The 19867-nt window shown below is 71.9% G+C and carries 17 protein-coding genes; 13 read left to right on the top strand and 4 right to left on the bottom strand.

Features of this window, described 5'->3' with window-relative positions:
* The first annotated feature begins 25 nt into the window (after nt 1–25).
* From ABZS40_RS05000 to ABZS40_RS04990, 3 genes are all read left to right on the top strand, one after another.
* Nucleotides 26–1450, top strand: coding sequence for a pitrilysin family protein (locus ABZS40_RS05000; protein ID WP_354942007.1), 1425 nt, complete (start codon nt 26–28; stop codon nt 1448–1450).
* Between the two features lie 107 nt (nt 1451–1557).
* Complete coding sequence (gene dapB / locus ABZS40_RS04995; protein WP_354942005.1) at nt 1558–2325, top strand: 4-hydroxy-tetrahydrodipicolinate reductase; 768 nt, start codon at nt 1558–1560, stop codon at nt 2323–2325.
* Nucleotides 2326–2441: 116 nt separating this feature from the next.
* On the top strand, nt 2442–2912 hold the full coding sequence (locus ABZS40_RS04990; protein ID WP_354942004.1) for a GNAT family N-acetyltransferase: 471 nt from the start codon (nt 2442–2444) through the stop codon (nt 2910–2912).
* Between the two features lie 266 nt (nt 2913–3178).
* Here ABZS40_RS04990 and ABZS40_RS04985 read toward each other — a convergent pair whose 3' ends face one another.
* Nucleotides 3179–5290, bottom strand: coding sequence for a glycogen debranching N-terminal domain-containing protein (locus ABZS40_RS04985; protein WP_354942002.1), 2112 nt, complete (start codon nt 5288–5290; stop codon nt 3179–3181).
* Nucleotides 5291–5435: 145 nt separating this feature from the next.
* Here ABZS40_RS04985 and ABZS40_RS04980 point away from each other — a divergent pair, with 145 nt between their 5' ends.
* The 4 genes from ABZS40_RS04980 (at nt 5436) to ABZS40_RS04965 (ending at nt 9784) form a co-directional block, all read left to right on the top strand.
* Nucleotides 5436–6425: a LacI family DNA-binding transcriptional regulator gene (locus ABZS40_RS04980; protein ID WP_354942000.1), complete on the top strand. Its 990-nt coding sequence runs from the start codon at nt 5436–5438 to the stop codon at nt 6423–6425.
* Between the two features lie 25 nt (nt 6426–6450).
* A complete protein-coding gene (locus ABZS40_RS04975) occupies nt 6451–7701 on the top strand; it encodes an extracellular solute-binding protein (protein WP_354941998.1) in 1251 nt (416 codons plus the stop codon).
* A gap of 72 nt (nt 7702–7773) precedes the next feature.
* The gene (locus ABZS40_RS04970; RefSeq protein WP_354941996.1) at nt 7774–8895 is read left to right on the top strand and encodes a sugar ABC transporter permease; all 1122 of its coding nucleotides are present in this window, start codon (nt 7774–7776) and stop codon (nt 8893–8895) included.
* 1 nt (nt 8896) lies between these two features.
* On the top strand, nt 8897–9784 hold the full coding sequence (locus ABZS40_RS04965; protein ID WP_091400413.1) for a carbohydrate ABC transporter permease: 888 nt from the start codon (nt 8897–8899) through the stop codon (nt 9782–9784).
* A gap of 43 nt (nt 9785–9827) precedes the next feature.
* Here ABZS40_RS04965 and ABZS40_RS04960 read toward each other — a convergent pair whose 3' ends face one another.
* Complete coding sequence (locus ABZS40_RS04960; protein WP_354941993.1) at nt 9828–10403, bottom strand: GNAT family N-acetyltransferase; 576 nt, start codon at nt 10401–10403, stop codon at nt 9828–9830.
* Nucleotides 10404–10438: 35 nt separating this feature from the next.
* Between ABZS40_RS04960 and ABZS40_RS04955 the strand changes: the two genes are divergently transcribed.
* Nucleotides 10439–11713, top strand: coding sequence for a glycosyltransferase family 87 protein (locus tag ABZS40_RS04955; protein WP_354941991.1), 1275 nt, complete (start codon nt 10439–10441; stop codon nt 11711–11713).
* Here the strand turns inward: ABZS40_RS04955 and ABZS40_RS04950 are convergent.
* Nucleotides 11612–12163, bottom strand: a complete 552-nt coding sequence (locus tag ABZS40_RS04950) for a GNAT family N-acetyltransferase (RefSeq protein ID WP_354941989.1) — start codon at nt 12161–12163, stop codon at nt 11612–11614. The genes ABZS40_RS04955 and ABZS40_RS04950 overlap by 102 nt on opposite strands.
* A 79-nt stretch (nt 12164–12242) precedes the next feature.
* On the opposite strand from ABZS40_RS04950, the gene ABZS40_RS04945 reads away from it, so the two are divergent.
* The 5 genes from ABZS40_RS04945 to ABZS40_RS04925 all read left to right on the top strand — a co-directional run bounded on the left by ABZS40_RS04945 (nt 12243) and on the right by ABZS40_RS04925 (nt 18187).
* The gene (locus tag ABZS40_RS04945; protein WP_354941987.1) at nt 12243–13472 is read left to right on the top strand and encodes a crosslink repair DNA glycosylase YcaQ family protein; all 1230 of its coding nucleotides are present in this window, start codon (nt 12243–12245) and stop codon (nt 13470–13472) included.
* Nucleotides 13473–13476: 4 nt separating this feature from the next.
* On the top strand, nt 13477–14154 hold the full coding sequence (locus ABZS40_RS04940; RefSeq protein WP_354941985.1) for a DUF2752 domain-containing protein: 678 nt from the start codon (nt 13477–13479) through the stop codon (nt 14152–14154).
* A 577-nt stretch (nt 14155–14731) separates the two neighbouring features.
* Complete coding sequence (gene thyX, locus ABZS40_RS04935) at nt 14732–15472, top strand: FAD-dependent thymidylate synthase (RefSeq protein WP_124816891.1); 741 nt, start codon at nt 14732–14734, stop codon at nt 15470–15472.
* A 47-nt stretch (nt 15473–15519) separates the two neighbouring features.
* Entirely contained in the window at nt 15520–16446 is a 927-nt protein-coding gene (gene dapA, locus ABZS40_RS04930; RefSeq protein ID WP_354941983.1) for a 4-hydroxy-tetrahydrodipicolinate synthase, read from the top strand.
* 52 nt (nt 16447–16498) lie between these two features.
* The gene (locus ABZS40_RS04925; RefSeq protein WP_354941981.1) at nt 16499–18187 is read left to right on the top strand and encodes a ribonuclease J; all 1689 of its coding nucleotides are present in this window, start codon (nt 16499–16501) and stop codon (nt 18185–18187) included.
* A 61-nt stretch (nt 18188–18248) separates the two neighbouring features.
* On the opposite strand, the gene ABZS40_RS04920 is transcribed toward ABZS40_RS04925, so the two are convergent.
* Nucleotides 18249–19856, bottom strand: a complete 1608-nt coding sequence (locus ABZS40_RS04920; protein ID WP_354942096.1) for a YbjN domain-containing protein — start codon at nt 19854–19856, stop codon at nt 18249–18251.
* Nucleotides 19857–19867: the final 11 nt, after the last annotated feature.

Here is a 19867-nt window from a genome sequence, read left to right as displayed (position 1 = left end):
CCCCTCGTCGAACCGGGAGCAAGTCGTGAGTCGGGCCATCAGCGCGCCGTTTCCACCGGATCGACGGGGGGTGGCCTCCGGCTGGCAGGCCAGCCAGTCGAGTCGAGCCCGGGACACCGGGGCGGGCCGCTCCGGCGGCACCGCCCGCGCGGTGACCCGGACGCTCAGCGACGACCCGCTGGGCGGCACGGTACGACGTACCGTGCTGCCCAGCGGTCTGCGCGTCCTCACCGAGGCGATTCCGGCGATGCGCAGCGTCTCGTTCGGCATCTGGGTGGCGGTCGGCTCGCGTGACGAGACCGGCCCGCAGGCAGGTGCCGCGCACTTCCTCGAGCACCTGCTCTTCAAGGGCACCCACAAGCGCACCGCACTGGAGATCTCCTCGCGGATCGAGGCGGTGGGTGGCGAGACCAACGCCTTCACCACGAAGGAATACACCTGCTACTACGCCCGCGTGCTGGACGAGGACCTGCCGCTGGCGATCGACGTGATGTGCGACCTGGTCGCGGACTCGCTGTTGGAGCCGGCCGACGTCGAGACCGAGCGTGGCGTGATCCTGGAGGAGATCGCCATGCACGACGACGAGCCGGGTGACGAGGTGCACGACCTCTTCGTCCAGGCCGTATACGGCGATCACCCGCTGGGCCGGCTGATCTCCGGCACCGCGGAGACCGTCACCCCGATGACCCGGCGGCAGATCCAGACCTTCTACCGGGGTCGCTACACCCCGCCGCAGATCGTCATCGCCGCCGCCGGCAACCTCGACCACGCCGCGGTGGTCAAGCTGGTCCGTCAGGCAGTGCGCGGCACTCCACTGGACAGCGACCCGGCCAGCCCGGCGCCGTACCGCGCGGCGACCCCGGCGGTACGCACCAAGCCGGCGACCACAGTTGTGGAGCCGAAGGAGACCGAGCAGGCGCACGTCATTCTCGGCTGCCCCGGCATCGACCGGCTCGATGATCGGCGCTTCGCCCTCGGGGTGCTCAACAACGTGCTCGGCGGCGGCATGTCCAGCCGCCTGTTCCAGGAGATCCGCGAGCAGCGCGGCCTCGCGTACTCGGTCTACTCCTACGCCAGCCAGTACGCCGACACCGGCCTGTTCGCCGTCTACGCCGGCTGCGCGCCGGGCAAGGTGGACGAGGTGCTGGCCCTGACCCGTGCCGAGCTGGCCCGGGTGGCCGCCGACGGGTTGACCGAGGCCGAGGTGGCCCGGGGCAAGGGGATGAGCAAGGGCTCGTTCGTGCTCGGCCTGGAGGACACCGGTTCCCGAATGAGCCGGCTGGCCAAGGGCGAGCTGCTCTACGGCGACCTGATGCCGGTCGACGAGCTGCTCCGCCGGGTCGACGAGGTCACAGTGGAGGACGTGAACGTCCTCGCCGCCGAGCTCCTCAGCCGCCCGATGTCGCTGGCCGTGGTGGGCCCGTTCGGCGCCGGCGACTTCGCGGTCTGAGGTCTGCCGCCCGGCCCGGTCGAGGCACCCCGGCCGGGCGTCCCGACGGGTGGAGCACAGCGGATCCGGCCGGAACGGCCCGTCCCGATTGGGATAGGTTGTGCCCCGTGACTGACGAGCAGGGAAGGACCCCGGCCCCGCAGCTGCGGGTCGGCGTGTTCGGTGCGCGCGGCCGGATGGGCATCGAGGTCTGCAAGGCGGTCGACGCCGCCGACGATCTCGCCCTGACCGCCGCGATCGACCAGGGCGACAGCCGCTCCTCCGTCTCCGCCGCCGAGGTGATCGTCGACTTCACCACGCCGGACGTCGTCATGGACAACCTCCAGTGGTGCATCGAGCAGGGCATCAGCGCGGTGGTCGGCACGACCGGCTTCACCGAGCAGCGGCTGGAGCAGGTGCGCGGCTGGCTGGCCGACAAGCCCGAGGTGGGCGTGGTCATCGCCCCGAACTTCGGCATCGGCGCGGTGCTGATGATGCAGTTCGCCGCGCGGGCCGCCCGACACTTCGAGTCCGTCGAGATCATCGAGCAGCACCACCCGCGCAAGCTGGACGCCCCGAGTGGCACCGCCACCCACACCGCCCGGCAGATCGCCCGGGCCCGCGCCGAGGCCGGCCTCGGCCCGGTGCCGGACGCCACCAAGGACGAGGTGCCGGGTGCGCGGGGGGCCGAGATCGACGGGGTACGCGTCCACGCGGTGCGTGCCACCGGTCTGGTCGCCCACCAGGAGGTGCTGTTCGGCGGCACCGGCGAGACGCTGACCATCCGGCACGACTCGTACGACCGGGTGTCGTTCATGCCGGGTGTGCTGCTGGCCGTTCGCGCGGTGCGCAACCGCCCCGGCCTCACCGTCGGCCTGGACGCCCTGCTCGACTGAGCGACCCGTTTGTCCACTCCTGCACATCGTGGCACTGCAGATCTTGGACACTTCCCGTTCCGCGCTGACGGAAAGTGTCCAAGATCTGCGGGCGCGGGCCGGGTAGCATCCGCCGGATGATCAAAGCGGGACACCTGGACCGGCGCGGGCGGCGAGTCACGCTCAGGCCGGTCGACGACGACAACTGGCGTGCGGTGGCCGACGTGGCCCCGCGTGACGACCAGCGCCGGTTCGTGGCCGCGCTGGGCGCGCGCTATCTGCTGCTGAGCAGCCGCTCCGAGGTGTGGACCTCGCTGGCCGTGTACGCCGACGAGACCGTCGTCGGCCACGTCATGTGGGGCGTGGACGACGACGGCTCGCACTGGATCGGCGGAATGCTGATCGACGCCGCCGAACAGGGCCAGGGCATCGGCCGGGCGACGGTGCAGACCCTGGCCCCCTGGCTGGCCGCACGGGACGGCAACCCCCCGGTCCGCCTGTCGTACCACCCCGACAACACTCCGGCCGCCGCCCTCTACACCTCCCTGGGCTTCCACCCCACCGGCGCTGTGGACGACGACGAGTTGATCGCCGAACGAACCCCCTGATCCCCGCGATCTTGCAGTTTCTGCAGCGATATAAAGAACATTCGACCCATTTGGACAACCGAAACCGCAAGATCGCCGGCGCGTCCGGCCCGGCCTGGGTCGATCATGGAGTTGTGGTGCCTCGCATAAGGGGCACATACGGAGCTGTTGCCCACCACAACTCCATGATCGACGGCGTAGGCGGGGCGGGGCGGGGCGGGGCGGGACGGGTGGAGCGGGACGGCGGGGTGGGGTGGGGTGGGGTGGGGTGGGTTCCGGGTTGGGGTTTAGTGGGGGAGGGCTGGGGTTCTGGGGCGGCGTTGGGTGGGGACGGGTGGGGTTGCTGTCAGCGTTGTGGGGAGGCCGGTGACTGTGGCGTCGCCGGTGCGGTCGACAGTGACGTGCACCGGCTTGCCGGCTACGCGGAGGTCGTCGACCGCCACGGCACCGAACTCTGCTCCCGCCAGGGGTGTCAGTCGGACCGTGCCGCCCGGCACGTCCGGGTAGAGCCCCGTCGCGGCTTGGAGCAGCAGCACCGCGCCCGCTGCGGCCCACGCCTGCGGTCGGCACGCGGCCGGGTACGGCACCGGGCGGTTCACCAGTGCCCGGTCGTCGCCGCCGTACAGCTCCGGCATCCGGTAGTCGAAAGCCTCGGCGGCGCTGAGTAGCCCTTCGGCCAGGCCGAGCGCGGCCTTGCGGTGCCCGGCGCGGGCCAGCCCACCGAGCACGATCGCGGTGTCGTGGGTCCAGATCGAGCCACAGTGGTACGACAGCGGGCTGAAGCCGGCGTCGTCGCTGGACATGGTGCGGAGCCCGAACCCGGCGGCCATCGTGTCGGTGGTGAGCAGGTGCGCGACCTGGGCCTCCTCGTCGCGGTCGAGCAGGCCGGTGCCGAGCAGGTGGCCGATGTTGCTGGTCAGCGAGTCGACCGGGCGCTTGTCGCGGTCGAGGGCCAGCGCGGGTTGCGGTCCGTGGCGACCGTCGACCCAGAAGCTCTTGCGGAACCGGCCGACCAGCGCGGCGGCGTGCTCGCGCCAGCGGTCGGCGCCCGGTCGGCCGAAGGCCTCCAGCAGGGCGGCGCCGTTCACGGCGGCCTCGTGCGCGTACCCCTGCACCTCGGCCAGCACGATCGGCGCGGTGGCCAGGGTGCCGTCGCGGAAGCGAACGGCGTCGCCGGAGTCCTTCCAACCCTGGTTGGACAGGCCGTGCCCGGTGGTGTCGACGTACTCGACCAGGCCGTCACCGTCCGCGTCGGCGTGCTCGCCCAGCCAGCGCAGCGCCGCCTCCAGGTGCGGCAGCAGGGGCTCGACCTGCTCGGCGGGCATCCCCCAACGCCACGCGTCGTGCAGCAGGTTGACCCAGAGCATTGTGGCGTCGACGGTGCCGTAGTACGCCGGCGGAAGGCGCAGGCCGTTGTCGGGCAGGGCGAACGCGTGGCGGCGCAGCTCGTGCAGGATCTTGCCCGGGGCCTCACCGGTCGCCGGGTCGACGCGGGTGCCCTGCCGCCGGGCGAGCACGCGCAGGGTGCCGGCGGCCAGGTCGGTGCCGAGCGGCAGCATCATCCGGGCGGCCCAGAGGCTGTCGCGGCCGAACAGGGTGAGGAACCAGGGCACCCCGGCGCCGAGGAACACGTCGCCGGGTGCGCCGGTCTCGGCCAATCGGAGGCCGCGTAGGTCGTCCAGGCTGCGGTCGAGCAGTCGGACCAGCCGTCGGTCGTCGGCGGTCACCTCGGGTCGGGACCACTCGGGCTCGCCGGGAGGGCCGACGACGACGGCGCGCGGGTCGTCGACTGTCAGCTGCCAGCGCAGCACGGTCTCGCCGCCGGGGGGCAGGTCGACCGGCCAGACCAGCCGAGGCGCTGTGGCCCGCTCGCCGCCGACCAGCACGTCGGCGCCCGGCGCGGTGACGCTGACGGTGATCCCGGTGCCCGACCAGGTGAGCGTGCCCGGTTGACCGGCGCTGGCCGCCAGCGCTTCGGTGGCGCCACCGGACTTGACGACCTCGATGGGTGCCAGGTCGCAGCCGAGGTCGACGGAGACGGTGGCCCGTACGCCGACAGTGGCGGTGGAGACGATCCGCAGCTCCTCGGTGAGGCCGTTGCGGGTGGCCCGCCGGAGCCGGTCGACGCGGACGGTGGGGTCGGGCGTGGGGTCACCGAGCCAGCGGGCGAGGCTCACGAAGTGCGCGCCGTGCGGGCCGTCGTCGCCGCGGGTCAGCCCTTCGAGCTCCCGCTCATCGACCCGCAGCTCGGCGCGGGAGAGCACCCGGGCATCGGCGTGGAAGACGCCCTGGACGCCGGTCGGGCGGATCTGCCCGGTCGCGTCCCCCAGCGCGCTGGTCGGGGCGAAGACCACCCCGACCAACTCGTGCAGGAGGGGTTGCAGCTGGCGTTCGATCACGGTGTGGCTCCAGATCCTCGGGGTGCGGGGCGGCCATCTTGACAACGCGCCCCTGGCGGTGCAAAGTGCGAAACATTCCAGAAACTTGAACGATCCAATCCTGCCTTATCCAAATTGGATCGTTCAAGATGGCGAGAGGGATTAAGTGGCCGAAAAGGTGACCATCGCGACGGTGGCCCGGCACGCCCGAGTCAGCCGGCAGACGGTGTCCAACGTGATCAACAGCCCGCACATCGTGCGGCAGGAGACCCGTCAGCGAGTCGAGGACGCGATCAACGCGCTCGGCTACCGGGCCAACCAGGCCGCCCGACAGATGCGCACCGGCCGGTCCCGCCTCATCGCCGCCCGGATCGACCCGACCCGCGACGGCATCAACGGCTCCGTGCTCGACCGCTTCCTGCACGGCCTCACCGAGACCGCCGACGCCGCCGGCTACCGGGTGCTGCTCTACACCGCCACCGACGACGACCGGGAGATCGCCACCTACGGCGACCTGCTCGGCACCTACGAGCTGGACGCGTTCGTGCTGGTGGGCACCAAGTACGGCGACCCGCGTACCGAATGGCTCGCCGACCGGGACGTGCCGTTCGTGACCTTCGGTCGCCCCTGGGACGCGCTCGACGCGCACCCCTGGGTGGACGTGGACGGCGCCGCCGGCACCGCCCAGGCCACCCGGCGCCTGCTCGACGCCGGCCACCGGCGGATCGCCTTTCTCGGCTGGCCGGTCGGCTCCGGCGTCGGCGACGACCGGCGGGCCGGCTGGCGCGACGCGCTGAGCGCGGCCGGCGTCGACCCGACCGGGCTGCACCGGGAGACCGAGGACGGCATCGCCGAGGGCGAACGCCTGATGCGCGACCTGCTCGTCACAGTGGCGCCGAGCGCCGTGGTCTGCGCCAGCGACTCACTCGCCCTCGGTGTCCTCCAGGCGATCCGCGGCGTCGACCCGCCCGTGTCGGTGATCGGCTTCGACGACACGCCGGTGGCCGCCGCGGTCGGGCTGACCAGCGTCAGCCAACCGCTCGGCGAGGCCGCCGCCCGCTGCGTGGACCTGCTCACCGGGGTCCTCGACGGCGCCCACAAAACCCCCACCCCCGTGCTGCTCCAGCCCTCGTTGGCGCTGCGGCACACCGCGTAGTCCCACCCCCCCCACAGGAGAAACCATGGCACCTCGAACATTCACTCGGGCAGCGGTGGCCGGCCTCGCCGCCGTCGCACTCCTCGGCTCCGCCGCCTGCGGCAGCGGCTTCGACGACTCGTCCGGCGACACCACCCAGTCCAGCGGCCCGGCCAGCCTGCAGATCCTGATCGGCTCGTCCGGCGAGGCCGAGACCAAGGCCGTGCAGGACGCCGCCGCGAAGTGGGCCGGCAGCTCCGGCAACACCGCGACGGTCACCCCGGCGCAGGACCTCACCCAGCAGCTCGGTCAGGCCCTCGCCGGCGGCACCCCGCCGGACGTCTTCTACGTGGACGCGGCCCAGTTCGCCAACTACGCCAGCGTCGGCGCCCTCGAGCCGTACGGCGACAAGGTCAGCAACTCGGGCGACTTCTACGAGAGCCTGCGCACCGCCTTCACGTACGACGGCAAGCTCTACTGCGCGCCGAAGGACTTCTCGACACTGGCCCTGCAGATCAACACCGACCTGTGGACCAGGGCCGGACTGACCGACGCCGACGTGCCGACGACCTGGGAGCAGCTCACCGCCGCCGCCCAGAAGATCAAGGCCAAGGGGCAGGTCCCGCTGGCCCTCGGCGACACCCGGGACCGGATCGGCGCCTTCATGGTGCAGAACGGCGGCTGGCTGGTGAGCAAGGACGGCAAGCAGCCCACCGCCGACACCCCGGAGAACCTCGCCGCCCTCCAGTACGTCAAGACCATGCTCAGCACCGGGCTGGCCAAGTACCCGAAGCAGCTCGACGCCGGCTGGTCCGGTGAGGCGTTCGGCAAGGGCAAGGCCGTCATGACCATCGAGGGCAACTGGATCAAGGGTGCCCTCCAGAACGACTTCCCGAACGTGAAGTACAAGGTCGTGGCGCTGCCGGCCGGCCCCAAGGGCCAGGGCACCCTCTCCTTCACCCAGTGCTGGGGCATCGCCGCGAAGAGCAAGTACAAGGATCAGGCGATCAAGTTCGTCGAGGCGATGACCAGCGGCGAGCAGCAGATGACCTTCGCGAAGGCGTTCGGCGTCATGCCGTCCCGCCAGTCGGCGCGCGACCAGTACACCGCCGCCTTCCCTGCGGACAAGGTGTTCGTCGACGGCGCCGCGTACGCCCAGGGCCCGGTGAACGCCCCGAAGATGGACAGCGTCCTCAAGGACCTCGACACCGGTCTCCAGGGGCTGGCCAACGGCGACCCGAAGACCGTGCTGCAGAACTTCGACAAGAACGCCAAGGCGGCGCTCGGCGGCAGCTGAGGTAATGGCGGGGGCCCCGGCGAGCACCGGGGCCCCCGCCGCACGTCGGCCGGAGAGAGGAAGGGAGGGAAGATGGCAACCGAGACACTGACCGCCGTGGCCACCGCGGGCGGGGGCGACCCCCGCCGACGCAGGGGCGGCACCCGCAGCAACGAGAACCTCGCCGGCTGGCTCTTCGTCGCGCCGGTGATCGTCATTCTGGGGCTGTTCCTGCTGCTGCCCATCCTGATGGCGCTCTGGGTCAGCCTGACCGACTGGAACGGCCAGGGCAGCCCGTTCACCGGCGACGTCCCGTTCGTCGGCGCGCACAACTACACCCAGTTGTTCACCGAGGACGGGCTGGCCCGTCGCGACTTCATGACCAGCATCCGCAACAACATCTACTACGTGGCGATCGTGGTGCCGGCGCAGACCGTGCTCGCGCTCGGACTGGCGTTGGTCGTCAACAACCGGATGCTCAAGGGCAAGAGCTTCTTCCGCAGCGCCTTCTACTTCCCCTCGGTGACCAGCTCGGTCGCGATCAGCGTGGTGTTCCTGTTCCTCTTCGCCAACTCCGGCGCGGTGAACGCGCTGCTCGGCTTCCTCGGGATCGACGGCCCGGAGTGGTTCGCGGATTCCCGGGGCGTCCTGCACCTGCTGTTCGGCGCGGTCGGCGTCGACTCGCCGCCGGCGGCGCTGGCCGACGGTGGCCCGTTCGGGCTGACCTGGTGGGACTGGTTGGCCGGCCCGAGCGTGGCGATGATCTCGATCATCACGTTGGTCGTCTGGACCACCTCCGGCACCTTCATGCTGATGTTCCTGGCCGGGCTGCAGAACGTGCCGGTCACGCTGGAGGAGGCGAGCACCCTCGACGGCGCATCCCGGTGGCAACGCTTCCGGTACGTCACACTGCCGATGATCAGACCCACCACCTTCCTGGTGCTCACCCTCGGCATGATCGGTTCCTGGCAGGTCTTCGACCAGGTGTACGTGATGAGCCAGGGCGACCCGGCCAAGACCACGCTCACCCCGGCGTACCTGTCGTACCGGACCGCCTTCCGGGACTTCGAATACGGCTCCGGCGCGGCGATCTCGTTCGTCCTGTTCCTGATCATCATCGTGCTCACACTGATCCAGCGCCGGGCGCTGGCCGAGCGGGACACCGACCGGCCGCGCCGCGGCTGGTGGCGTCGGCGCGTACCGGAGAGGTCCTGAGATGGCCGTGCTCACCGACCGCCCGGCGGCGGCGCCCGCGCGGCGTCAGCAGCGCGCGGCCCGCACCCTGGCCACCCGCTTCCTGGGGTACGCCACGCTGGTCTTCTTCGGGCTGGTGTTCCTCTACCCGTTCGTCATCCAGATCGGCAACGCGCTCAAGACCGAGCCCGACGCCGCGGCGAACCCGCTGTCACCGTTTCCGGACCCGCTCACGCTGGCCGGCTTCGAACGGATCTTCGCCGGCACCAACTTCCCGCTGTGGCTGGGCAACTCGCTGCTGGTGACGGTGCTGGTCACCATCGGCCGGGTCTTCTTCGACTCGCTCGCCGGGTACGCGCTGGCCCGACTGCGGTTCCGCGGCCGCGGCGGGCTGTTCGCCGCCGTCATCGCGGTGATGGCGGTGCCCGGGGTGGTGCTGCTGATCCCGAAGTTCCTGGTGCTCAACCAACTCGGCCTCTACAACAGCTACGCCGGTCTGGTGGTGCCGCTGCTGGCCGACGCGGCGGGCGTGTTCATCATGAAGCAGTTCTTCGAGTCGATCCCGGTCAGTGTCGAGGAGGCCGCCCGGATCGACGGGGCGAGCATCTTCCGCACCTTCTGGTCGGTGGTGCTGCCGATGGCGAAACCGGCGCTGATCACCCTCACCATCCTGTCGTTCCAGGGCTCCTGGAACGAGTTCCCGCACAGCCTGGTGTCGGTGCAGGACCCGGACCTGTTCACTCTGCCGCGCGGCCTGGCCGACCTGGTCAGCGGCTCACTCGGCAAGGGCACCCAGTACCCGCTCAAACTCGGCGCCGCGCTGCTGGCCACCATCCCGGTGGCGATCATCTTCGTGGTGTTCCAGCGGTACTTCGTCCGCGACGCCAACGACGGCTCCGACAAGGGCTGACCCGCTGCGATGTGGCGGCCTCGACCCGGGGCCGCCACAGCTGTCACTCGACCTTTTCGGCTGGCACGGCAACGTGCAGGCGCACCTGGGGCACCAGCATGTCGTCGACGTCCAGCGCCCGGGCCGCGCCGTCGAGCTCCCACCCGGTGCTGGTGAGGAACGTGCGGGTCGCCTCGTCGGCGTCGAACGCCCACGCCACCGCCCGACTCATCCCGTCCTCCCGCCACAGGTCGACGGCGGCCGCGAGCAGGCGACTGCCGTGCCCCCGTCGGCCCCACCGCGGCTCCACCAGCAGGTCGGTCACCGCCGCCACGTCCGAGCCGAGCGCGTCGGCCGGCTCACCCGGTGCCAACGCCTCGCCGTCGGCCGGGCCGGAGGCGGCGAACCCCACCAGATACGATTGCTCGGCCTGTTCGACGGCGACCAGCACCCGGTGCGCGCCCGAGGGCGGCTCCAGCACGGCGGCGCTCCACCGCCGGGCGAGGAACGCCTCGTCCAGGTTGTCGAGCACATGCCGAGGCAGGATCCGGCGGTACGCGACCCGCCAGGTCGCGAGCTGGATGCGTGCGATCTCGCCGGCGTCCTCGGGACGCGCCGGGCGGACGTACCCGAGAGCCATGGGACGGAAGCCTACGCAGGGCGAGGGAGACGACGGTGGCGCAGGGTGCCAACAGGACGACCGCGCAGGTCGTCGGGGTGGTGGTGCTCGCCGCGGCGGTCACCGGGTTCCTCGCCGTCGCGGCCGTCCGGCACGGGTTCTTCGACCTGAAGGTCTACTACGGCGCGTTGACCTGGTGGGTGCACGACGGCGGGGAGATCTACGACTACCTCAAACCGGGCACCCAGTATGGCTTCACCTATCCGCCGTTCGCCGCGCTGGTCATGCTGCCGATGGCGTACCTGCCGTGGACGGCCGCGATCGTGGTGAGCGTGCTCGCCAGCGTGGTCACCACCACGGTGCTGATCTGGTGGCTGGTCGACCCGATCGCCCGCCGCGCCGGCTGGACCCGGTGGTTCGCCCTCGCCGTGGCGCTCTGCCTGGCCGCCGCGTTCGAGCCGATGCGGGAGACGGTCAACTTCGGCCAGGTCAACACGCTGCTGCTCTTCCTGGTGGCGGTGGACCTGCTGCGGCTGCTGCCGGCCGGCAACCGGTGGGCCGGGGTGGGTATCGGCCTCGCCACCGCGATCAAACTGACCCCTGGCGTGTTCATCGTCTACCTGCTGGTGACCGGGCGGTGGCGGGCGGCGCTCACCGCCAGCGGCACCGCCGCCGGGGTGTCGCTGCTGGCCGCCGCGCTCTTCCCCGACGCCTCCCGGGAGTTCTGGACCGAGGCGCTGTGGAACACCGGGCGGGTGGGCGAGCTGGCCTTCGTCTCCAACCAGTCGCTGCGCGGGGTGGTCGCCCGGCTCGACCCGGAGCACCCGAGCACACTGCTGTGGCTGCTGCTGGTGCTCGGCACCCTGGCGCTCTGGGCCTGGCGGTCCCGGGCCGCCGTCGCGGCCGGCGACGAGGCGACCGGCCTGGCGCTGACCGGCGCGGTGATGTGCCTGGTCAGCCCGGTCACCTGGGTGCACCACCTGGTCTGGCTGCTGCCCGCGTTGATCCTGCTGGTCGACAACGCGATGGCCGCGCAGGACGGCCGCCGACGGCAGGTCCTGCTGGTCGCCGCGACCATCGGGTACGCGCTGCTGATCAGCCGGACCGTCTGGCTCTGGGAGAAGGACTTCACCGGCGTCGACGGCTTCCTGGGCAGCAACGCCTACGTGTGGGTCAGTCTGGCGCTGCTGGCCTTCCTGCCGATCCGCCGGTGGCTGACCCCGAGCGGGTCAGCGGTCGAGGCGTCCGGCGTACCGCAACTCGACCAACCCGACCGGCGGGCCCCCACCGGCCAGCGGCACCTGGTAGGTCGACCGCTCACCGTCCGGTGACAGGCCGGCGCGCTCGCAGAACCGCCGGGCCCGCCGGTTGTCCGCCAGCACCCACGCCCGGTACCCGGCCCAGCCCCGCTCGGTGAGCCCGCCCCGGGCGGCGTCCAGCAGCGTCGCGGCGGTCCCGTCACCCCAGTGGGCCGGCTCCACGTAGAGCGCCACCACCTCGCCGACCGTCGGGTCCAGGTCGTCCCGGTCCTGGTCGCGGCGGTACGGTCCGAAGGTGGTGAAGCCCACGACCGACCCGTCCACCTCGCCGAGGAGGGTGGTGAACGGGTGTTCCGGATCGGCGGTGCCGACGTCGCGACGCCGCTGCGCCCAGGCCACCACGTTGAGCCGCCCGAGCACCTCGTCGGGCATGAAGCCGGCATAGCCCGCCTGCCAGCCGTGCACGTGTACCCGGGCGACCGCCTCGGCGTCGTCCGGCTCCTCCCGACGGATGGTCAGCATTGCACCGTTCTATGCCCCGTTGGTCGTCACGTCCAGCTTCCCGCACCGGCGTCGTACCGATGAATTAAGGTCGCCGACGATGACCGCACTGGAATCACTCTCGCTCGCCCAGGCCCGCCGCGTGGCGCTCGCCGCCCAGGGCTTCGCCGACCCGGCGCCGACGGGCGTGCCCACCCGCCGGCACCTGCGTCGCGTGCTGGGCCGGGTCGGGCTGATCCAGATGGACTCGGTGAACGTGCTGCAACGCGCGCACTACCTGCCGCTCTACAGCCGGCTCGGGCCCTACCCGACCACGTTGCTCGACCAGGCCGCCTACCGGCGCCCGCGTGAGCTGTTCGAATACTGGGGCCATGAGGCGTCGCTGGTCCCGGTGGAGCTGCACCCGCTGCTGCGCTGGCGGATGGCCCGCGCCCACAGCGAATCCTGGGGCGGCATGCGGCGGATCGCCCAGGAGCAGCCGGAGCTGGTCGCCTGGGTCCGGGACGAGGTTGCCGCCCGGGGGCCGCTGACCGCCGCCGAGATCGAGCACGACGCGCCCCGGGAAACCGGCAACTGGGGGTGGAACTGGTCGGCGGTCAAGCGGGCGTTGGAGTTCCTGTTCTGGGCCGGGGAGGTGGTCGCCGCCGAGCGCAGCACCTCCTTCGCCCGCCGCTACGACCTGCCCGAGCGGGTGCTGCCCCCGGCGGTGCTGGCCGCGCCCACCCCGGCCGACGCCGAGGCGTACCGGACGCTGGTGGCCCTCGCCGCGCGGTCGCTCGGGGTGGCCGCCGAGCCGGAGCTGCGCGACTACTTCCGGTTGCCGCTGGCCGGCGCCCGGCAGGCCGTCGCCGAGCTGGCCGAGGCCGGTGAGCTGGTGCCGGTCACCGTGCCGGGCTGGCGACAGCCGGCCTGGCTGCACACGTCCGCCCGGCTGCCCCGTTGGGTGCGGGGCAACACAGTGGTCAGCCCCTTCGATCCGCTGATCTGGGAACGTGCCCGCACCGAGCGGCTGTTCGACTTCAGCTACCGGATCGAGATCTACGTCCCGGCGCCACAGCGGGTCTACGGCTACTACGTGTTGCCGTTCCTGCAGGGCGACCGGTTCACCGCCCGGGTCGATCTGAAGGCCGATCGCAAGGCCGGGGTGCTGCTGGTGCCGGCCGCCTGGCTCGAACCCGGCGCCGACCCGGGGGAGACCGCTGTCGCGCTCGCCGCCGAGCTGTACCGGCTCGCCGGCTGGCTCGGCCTGGACGCGGTGGCACCGCCGGCGGCCGGCGACCTGGCCGGTCCGCTCACCGCCGCGTTGGCCGGCGTGTCCGGTGTACCGTGAGCGCGTGACGAGCGCTCCCGGACCGGTCGACCAGCCGCACCCCGCCCCCAGCGCTGTCCACACGGCGCCGGCCGACGGCGCTGCCGGTGGCACAGGTCCCGATGGCTTCGGTCCCGGCGGCTTCAGTTCCGGCGGCTTCGGTGCCGCCGGCTCCGGTCCCGGCGGCTCGGTTTCCGGCGGCTCGGGTCCGGCGGGTTGGCCGGCGACCCCGCCGGGTGGCTACCCGGCGCCTGAGCCGGACCGGCTGACCCGGTTCGTGTTGCGGCTCTACGAACGTTCCCCGCGCTGGGCGGTTCCGCTGGCCGCGGTCGGCTGTGTCGCCATCGGCATGAGCTACGCGCTGCTCAGCAACCCGACCTACGCCGACCCGGACGCCGCGCCCACCTGTCTGCTCAAGTTGACCACCGGGTTGGACTGCCCGGGCTGTGGTGGCACCCGCGCGCTCTGGTACGTGCTGCACGGCGACCTGCCGGCCGCCGCCCGGCACCACTTCCTGTTCGTCTTCGCACTGCCGTTCCTCGCGTACCTCTTCGTGGCCTGGGCGGGAAGCCAGGCATTCGGTTGGCGACTGCCCGAGCTGCGGATCAGCTCGAAGGTCATCGGCGCTTTCCTGGCCGCGTGGCTGGCCTTCTCCGTGCTGCGCAACCTGCCCTGGGCGCCGTTCACCTCGCTCTACGTCTGACCGCGCCGCCGCCTAACGCGCCGCGGCCCCGACCTGCCGCCGCCCGACCTGCCGCTGCCCGACGGGCCGGTGCCCGGATGCGACCGGCGGGCGGGGTTCGGCCGGCATGCGTTGTTCGGGCGTCCTTTGGAGCTGAGTCGTTTACGACATCACGGGCACTCCGGCGCCCACCACGCATGATCGACTCGGCATCCAGGAAACCGGGCCATCCATCCGACCTGGATACCCCGAGTTTCAGGAGGGCGAGTCGATCACCTGACTGGGCAGCCGCGCACCCGCGTCTGCGGCGCACGGCGGCCGACGCATCTCGCCCCAAGATCGCGCTCGATCCTGGGTGTAGTGGGGTCGTGCACGGCGGATGCCACCACATCCATGAAGTTGCGCGATCTTGCGATCGGAAGCGGCTGCTAGGGTGGTGCTCGCTGTCTGCCCCGGCCTCGACGACGATGCCCGGTCCCCGGACCAACGCCTGGGGGCGTCGGCGGGCCCATCGCTACCTGAGTGATCGACATTGCACGGGGCGCGCCTGAGTTGGGCTGGGCGGCACCCCGCCACTACAGTCCCAGGAATGCCGGACATGGTGCAGCCCCAGGTCAAGTTGATCGCGTGGACCCAATTCGCGGCCCCGGACGACGTGCCGTGGTCGACCGACGCGGAGGGCGGCCAGGCGCTCGCCGAGTTCGCCGGTCGGGCCTGCTACCAGTCGTGGAAGAAGCCGAACCCGGCGACCGCCACCAACGCCGGCTACCTGGCGCACATCCTCGAAGTGGGCCACCTGAGCGTGCTGGAGCACGGGTCGGTCACCTTCTACTTCACCGGGGTGTCCCGCTCCTTCACCCACGAGCTGATCAGGCACCGGCACTTCTCGTACTCCCAGCTGTCGCAGCGCTACGTCCCGGAGCGGGACGCGGCCATGGTCGAGCCGGCCGTCATCGCCGACGACCCGGAGCTGCACAAGAAGTTCGTGGAGGCCGCCGAGGCGAGCGTTCGGGCGTACACCGAGTTGCTGGAGGGCCTCGAGCAGCGCTTCTCCGACGAGCCCAACCCGACGCTGCGCCGCAAGCAGGCCCGGCAGGCGGCCCGCGCGGTGCTGCCCAACGCGACCGAGACCCGGATCGTGGTCTCCGGCAACTACCGGGCCTGGCGGCACTTCATCGCGATGCGGGCCACCGAGCACGCCGATGTGGAGATCCGTGAGCTGGCCGTGGAGTGCCTGCGCCAGCTCCAGGGGGTCGCCCCGAACGTGTTCGCCGACTTCGTGATCTCCACGCTGCCGGACGGCACCGAAGTGGCGGCCAGCCCGCACGAGGCGTCCTGAGCCCTTCCCCGGCGGGCCCCGGCTGGTCGTCCGCTAGGTTGGAGGGTATGACGCACGACCACCTCGACGCCGCGGCCCGACCGGCGTCCCGCCCCTTCGGCCGGCTGCTCACAGCCATGGTGAGCCCTTTCACCCCCGACGGTTCCCTCGATCTCGACGGCGCCGCCCGGCTGGCGAGCCACCTGGTCGACGAGCAGGGCAACGACGCGCTGGTGGTCAACGGCACCACCGGCGAGTCGCCGACCACCACCGACGCGGAGAAGGAACACCTGATCCGGGCCGTGGTGGAGGCCGTCGGTGACCGCGCCAAGGTGGTCGCGGGCGTCGGCACCAACGACACCCGGCACACCATCGAGCTGGCCGCCGCCGCCGAGAAGGCGGGTGCGCACGGCCTGCTGGTGGTCACCCCGTACTACAGCAGGCCGCCGCAGAGCGGGTTGCTGCGACACTTCACCGCGGTGGCCGACGCCACCGGCCTGCCGGTGATGCTGTACGACATTCCGCACCGCTCCGGCGTACCGATCGACACCGAGACGTTGGTCCGGCTCGCCGAACACGGCCGGATCGTCGCGGTCAAGGACGCCAAGGGCGACCTGACCGCCACCAGCTGGGTCACCAGCCGGACCAGCCTCGCCTTCTACAGCGGCGAGGACGCCCTCACCCTGCCGGCGCTGGCCGTCGGATGCGTGGGCGTGGTCGGCACCTCGACGCACTTCACCGGGGCGCTGACCGCACAGATGATCGAGGCGTACGACGCGGGGGACATGCCGAGCGCGCTGGCCCTGCACCGGCGGCTGCTGCCGCTGTTCACCGGCATCTTCCGCACCCAGGGCACCATCCTGGTGAAGGCGGGCCTGGCGTCGCTGGGCCTGCCGGCCGGCCCGGTGCGACCCCCGCTCGTGGACGCCACCGACGACGAGATCGCCCAGCTGCGCGCGGACTTCGCGGCAGCGGGCCTGGAGCTGCCCGAATGATCGAACGACACGATGGACGTCGAGTAACGGCGTCGCAGAATGAGGTGGACGCGTGACCGAGGCGCACATCGACGCGGAGCTACCCCCGCCGCTGCCGGAAGGCGGCCTGCGGATCATCCCGCTCGGAGGGCTCGGCGCCATCGGTCGGAACATGACCGTCTTCGAGTACGACGGCAAGTTGCTGATCGTCGACTGCGGGGTCCTGTTCCCCGACGTCGAGCAGCCGGGTGTGGACCTGATCCTGCCCGACTTCGGGCCGATCCTGGACCGGCTGGCCGACGTCCAGGCGATCGTGCTGACGCACGGTCACGAGGACCACATCGGCGCGGTGCCCTACCTCCTCGCCCACAAGCCCGACATCCCGCTGGTCGGCTCACAGTTCACCCTCGCCCTGGTCGAGGCGAAGTTGGCCGAGCGGCGGATCCAGCCGTACACGCTGACGGTGCGGGAGGGCGGCCGTGAGCGGCTCGGCCCGTTCGAGTGTGAGTTCTTCGCGGTCAACCACTCGATTCCGGACGCCCTCGCGGTGGCCATCCGGACCCCCGCCGGCCTGGTGCTGCACACCGGCGACTTCAAGATGGACCAGTTGCCGCTGGACGGCCGGATCACCGACCTGGCCGGGTTCGCCCGGCTCGGCGCCGAAGGCGTCGACCTGCTGCTGTCCGACTCCACAAACGCGGAAATCCCCGGCTTCGTCACCCCGGAGCGGGAGATCGGCCCGGTGCTCGACTCGATCTTCGCGAAGGCCAAGGGTCGGATCATCGTGGCCTCGTTCGCCTCGCACGTGCACCGCGTGCAGCAGGTCTTCGACTCCGCCGCCGAGCACGGCCGCAAGGTCGCGCTGATCGGCCGGTCGATGGTCCGCAACATGGGCATCGCCCGGGATCTCGGCCTGCTCAACATCCCGGCCGGCCTGGTCATCAGCATCGACGAGGCGACCACACTGCCGCCGGATGAGATCGTGCTGATGTCCACCGGTTCCCAGGGTGAGCCGATGAGCGCCCTGGGCCGGATGGCCAGCGGCGACCACCGGCACATCACCATCGCGCCCGGTGACACCGTCGTGCTGGCCTCGTCGCTGGTGCCCGGCAACGAGACCTCGGTCTACCGGGTGATCAACCGGCTGGCTCGGGCCGGCGCGGTGGTCGTACACAAGGACGTGGCCAAGGTGCACGTCTCCGGGCACGCCCCCGCCGGGGAACTGCTCTACCTGCTCAACGTGGTCCGGCCCAGCAACCTGATGCCCGTGCACGGCGAGTGGCGTCACCTGCGCGCCCACGCCCGGCTCGGCATCGAATCCGGGGTCGCCGCCGACCGGGTGGTGCTCTGCGAGGACGGCGACGTGGTCGACCTGGTCGAGGGCCGCGCCAGCGTGGTGGGGCACGTGAAGAGCAGGTACGTCTACGTGGACGGCCTCGCCGTCGGTGACGTCAGCGAGTCGCTGCTCACCGAACGGCGGATCCTCGGTGACGGCGGTTTCATCGCCACCACAGTGGTCGTCGACTCGGTCACCGGCAAGGTGGTCGCCGGCCCGACGCTCTCCGCAAAGGGCTTCTCCGAGGACCCGGAGGCGTTCAACCCGGTGGTGCCGCTGGTCACCGAGGCGCTCAACCGCGCCGCGGCGGACGGCATCACCGACCCGCACCAGCTTCAGCAGATCGTCCGGCGGACCGTGGGGCGGTGGGTCAACGACAAGTACCGTCGTCGGCCGATGATCGTGCCCACCGTCGTCGAGGTCTGAGCAACTCCCTGACGCCGGTCCACCCGAACGGGGTGGGCCGGCGTTCGCCGTTTCCGGGGGGTCAGGGCAGCGCGGCGACGGCCTCGGCGTACGCGACGCCGGTGGCGATGGCGGCGTCCATGAGGACCCGCAGCTGCGCCGGGGCGACCCCGTGCGCCAGGTCGGTGGCCACGTCGCCGGCCAGCACCAACTCGTCGCCGAGATCATGTGCGTACGCCTTGGGCAGCAGCCGGTCGTGGTTCCACGCGTTGCAGAAGGCGTACGCCTCGGCGCGGCGGGCCGCCGGCAGCCGGCGGTTGGCCATGGCGCGGGCGTGCAGCACCTCACCGCGCTCACCGGCCCGCCGGAACTGGATCACCGCACCCTCCCAGTGGCCGACCACTGTCTCGCCCTCGTCCACCAGGTACCGGTCGCCGCGCCCGTCCAGGATCGCGGTGATCATGCCGAGGGAGAGGGCCGACAACTCGCGTTCGCCCAGCTCAGCGATGGCGTCGACGTCGGGCCGGTCGGTGTCGGGCTCGTCGGGCTCGTCGAGTTCGTCAGGTTCGTCGTCGGTGGGCAGTGGAACCGGCGCCGCGAGCGGACGCTCGGCCAGCCAGGCGGCCATCCGGCCGGAGTGGTGTCCGGTGCCGTTGCGCGCGTCGAAGCTGCCGGCCAACTCGCTGGCCACACCGAGCAGCAGCGCCCCGAGCGCGGCGACGTCCAACTCGGTGGCTGTCCGCTCGCCGTACGCCGGCCGGGGCATCGTCCGACCGCTCAGCCCGGCGTCGGCGGCCAGCCCGCAGACCAGGGCGCCGGCGGCGGCGAATTCCATGGCGGCGAGATCGTCTGTCGGCCGGTCCAACCGGGGCAGCTGCTCGGCCAGAATGGCCAGCCCGCGCTCCAGGTGCCCGCCCAGCGCGCAGAACCGCAGGTGCGCGGCGAGGTGCGGGAACGCCGCCCGCTCCCGCCGGTGCCGGCGGTACGCCCGCACGTGCGCCGTCGCCGCCCGCGCCGGCTCGCCGCTGCGCAGTGCCGGCAGCAGACCGGCGACCAGGTCCCGCTCGGGCTGGTCGGTGCAGGACTGCGGGTCGCCGTCGGGATCCTCAAGCTCGGTGACCGCGGCATTCCACTCGCCCCAGCCGGCCAGCAGCTCGGCACGCCGGGCCGACGCGCAGCCCGGGCAGCCGCCGGCCGGGCCGGGCCGCTTTCCGGACCACCGCTCGTACCAGTGCCGGGCGCTGGGCTCGTCGCCCAGGTGATCGGCGATCCGGCAGTGCAGCTCCGCGACGGTCGGTGTGTCCGGACCATCCGTGCCGACGCGGTGGGCCAGGTCGTGCAGCAGGGACCGGGTCTGGTCCAGCCCGACCCGGGGGGTGCCGAGCAGCGCCTCCACCGCGTACCGCTGGTAGCGCAGCAGCAGCCCGGTCTCCGTCTCGGTGAGCAGGTCGGGGCGGTGGTCGGCGGCGGCCCGACAGCGCCGGACCGGCTCGACCAGACGCCACCGCTCCCCGTGCAGCAGGTACGCCTCGATCAGCGCGAACCGCGCGTCCATCCCGGACCGGACGTCGCCGGCCGCGTCGGCGCGCTCGGCGAGCCGTTCCAGTGCCACCTGCCGGGCCGGGCCGTCGGAAAGGTCCCGGGCCTCGGCGAGGGCGGCCTCCAGCGCCGGTACGCGGCCCCGCGCCAGGCGGTCACCGG

The sequence above is a fragment of the Micromonospora sp. NPDC005324 genome, from assembly GCF_040607155.1.
GTDB lineage: Bacteria > Actinomycetota > Actinomycetes > Mycobacteriales > Micromonosporaceae > Micromonospora > Micromonospora trifolii.
Note: the sequence above shows the minus strand (reverse complement) of the source record. Positions and strands in the feature narration are given on the sequence as shown.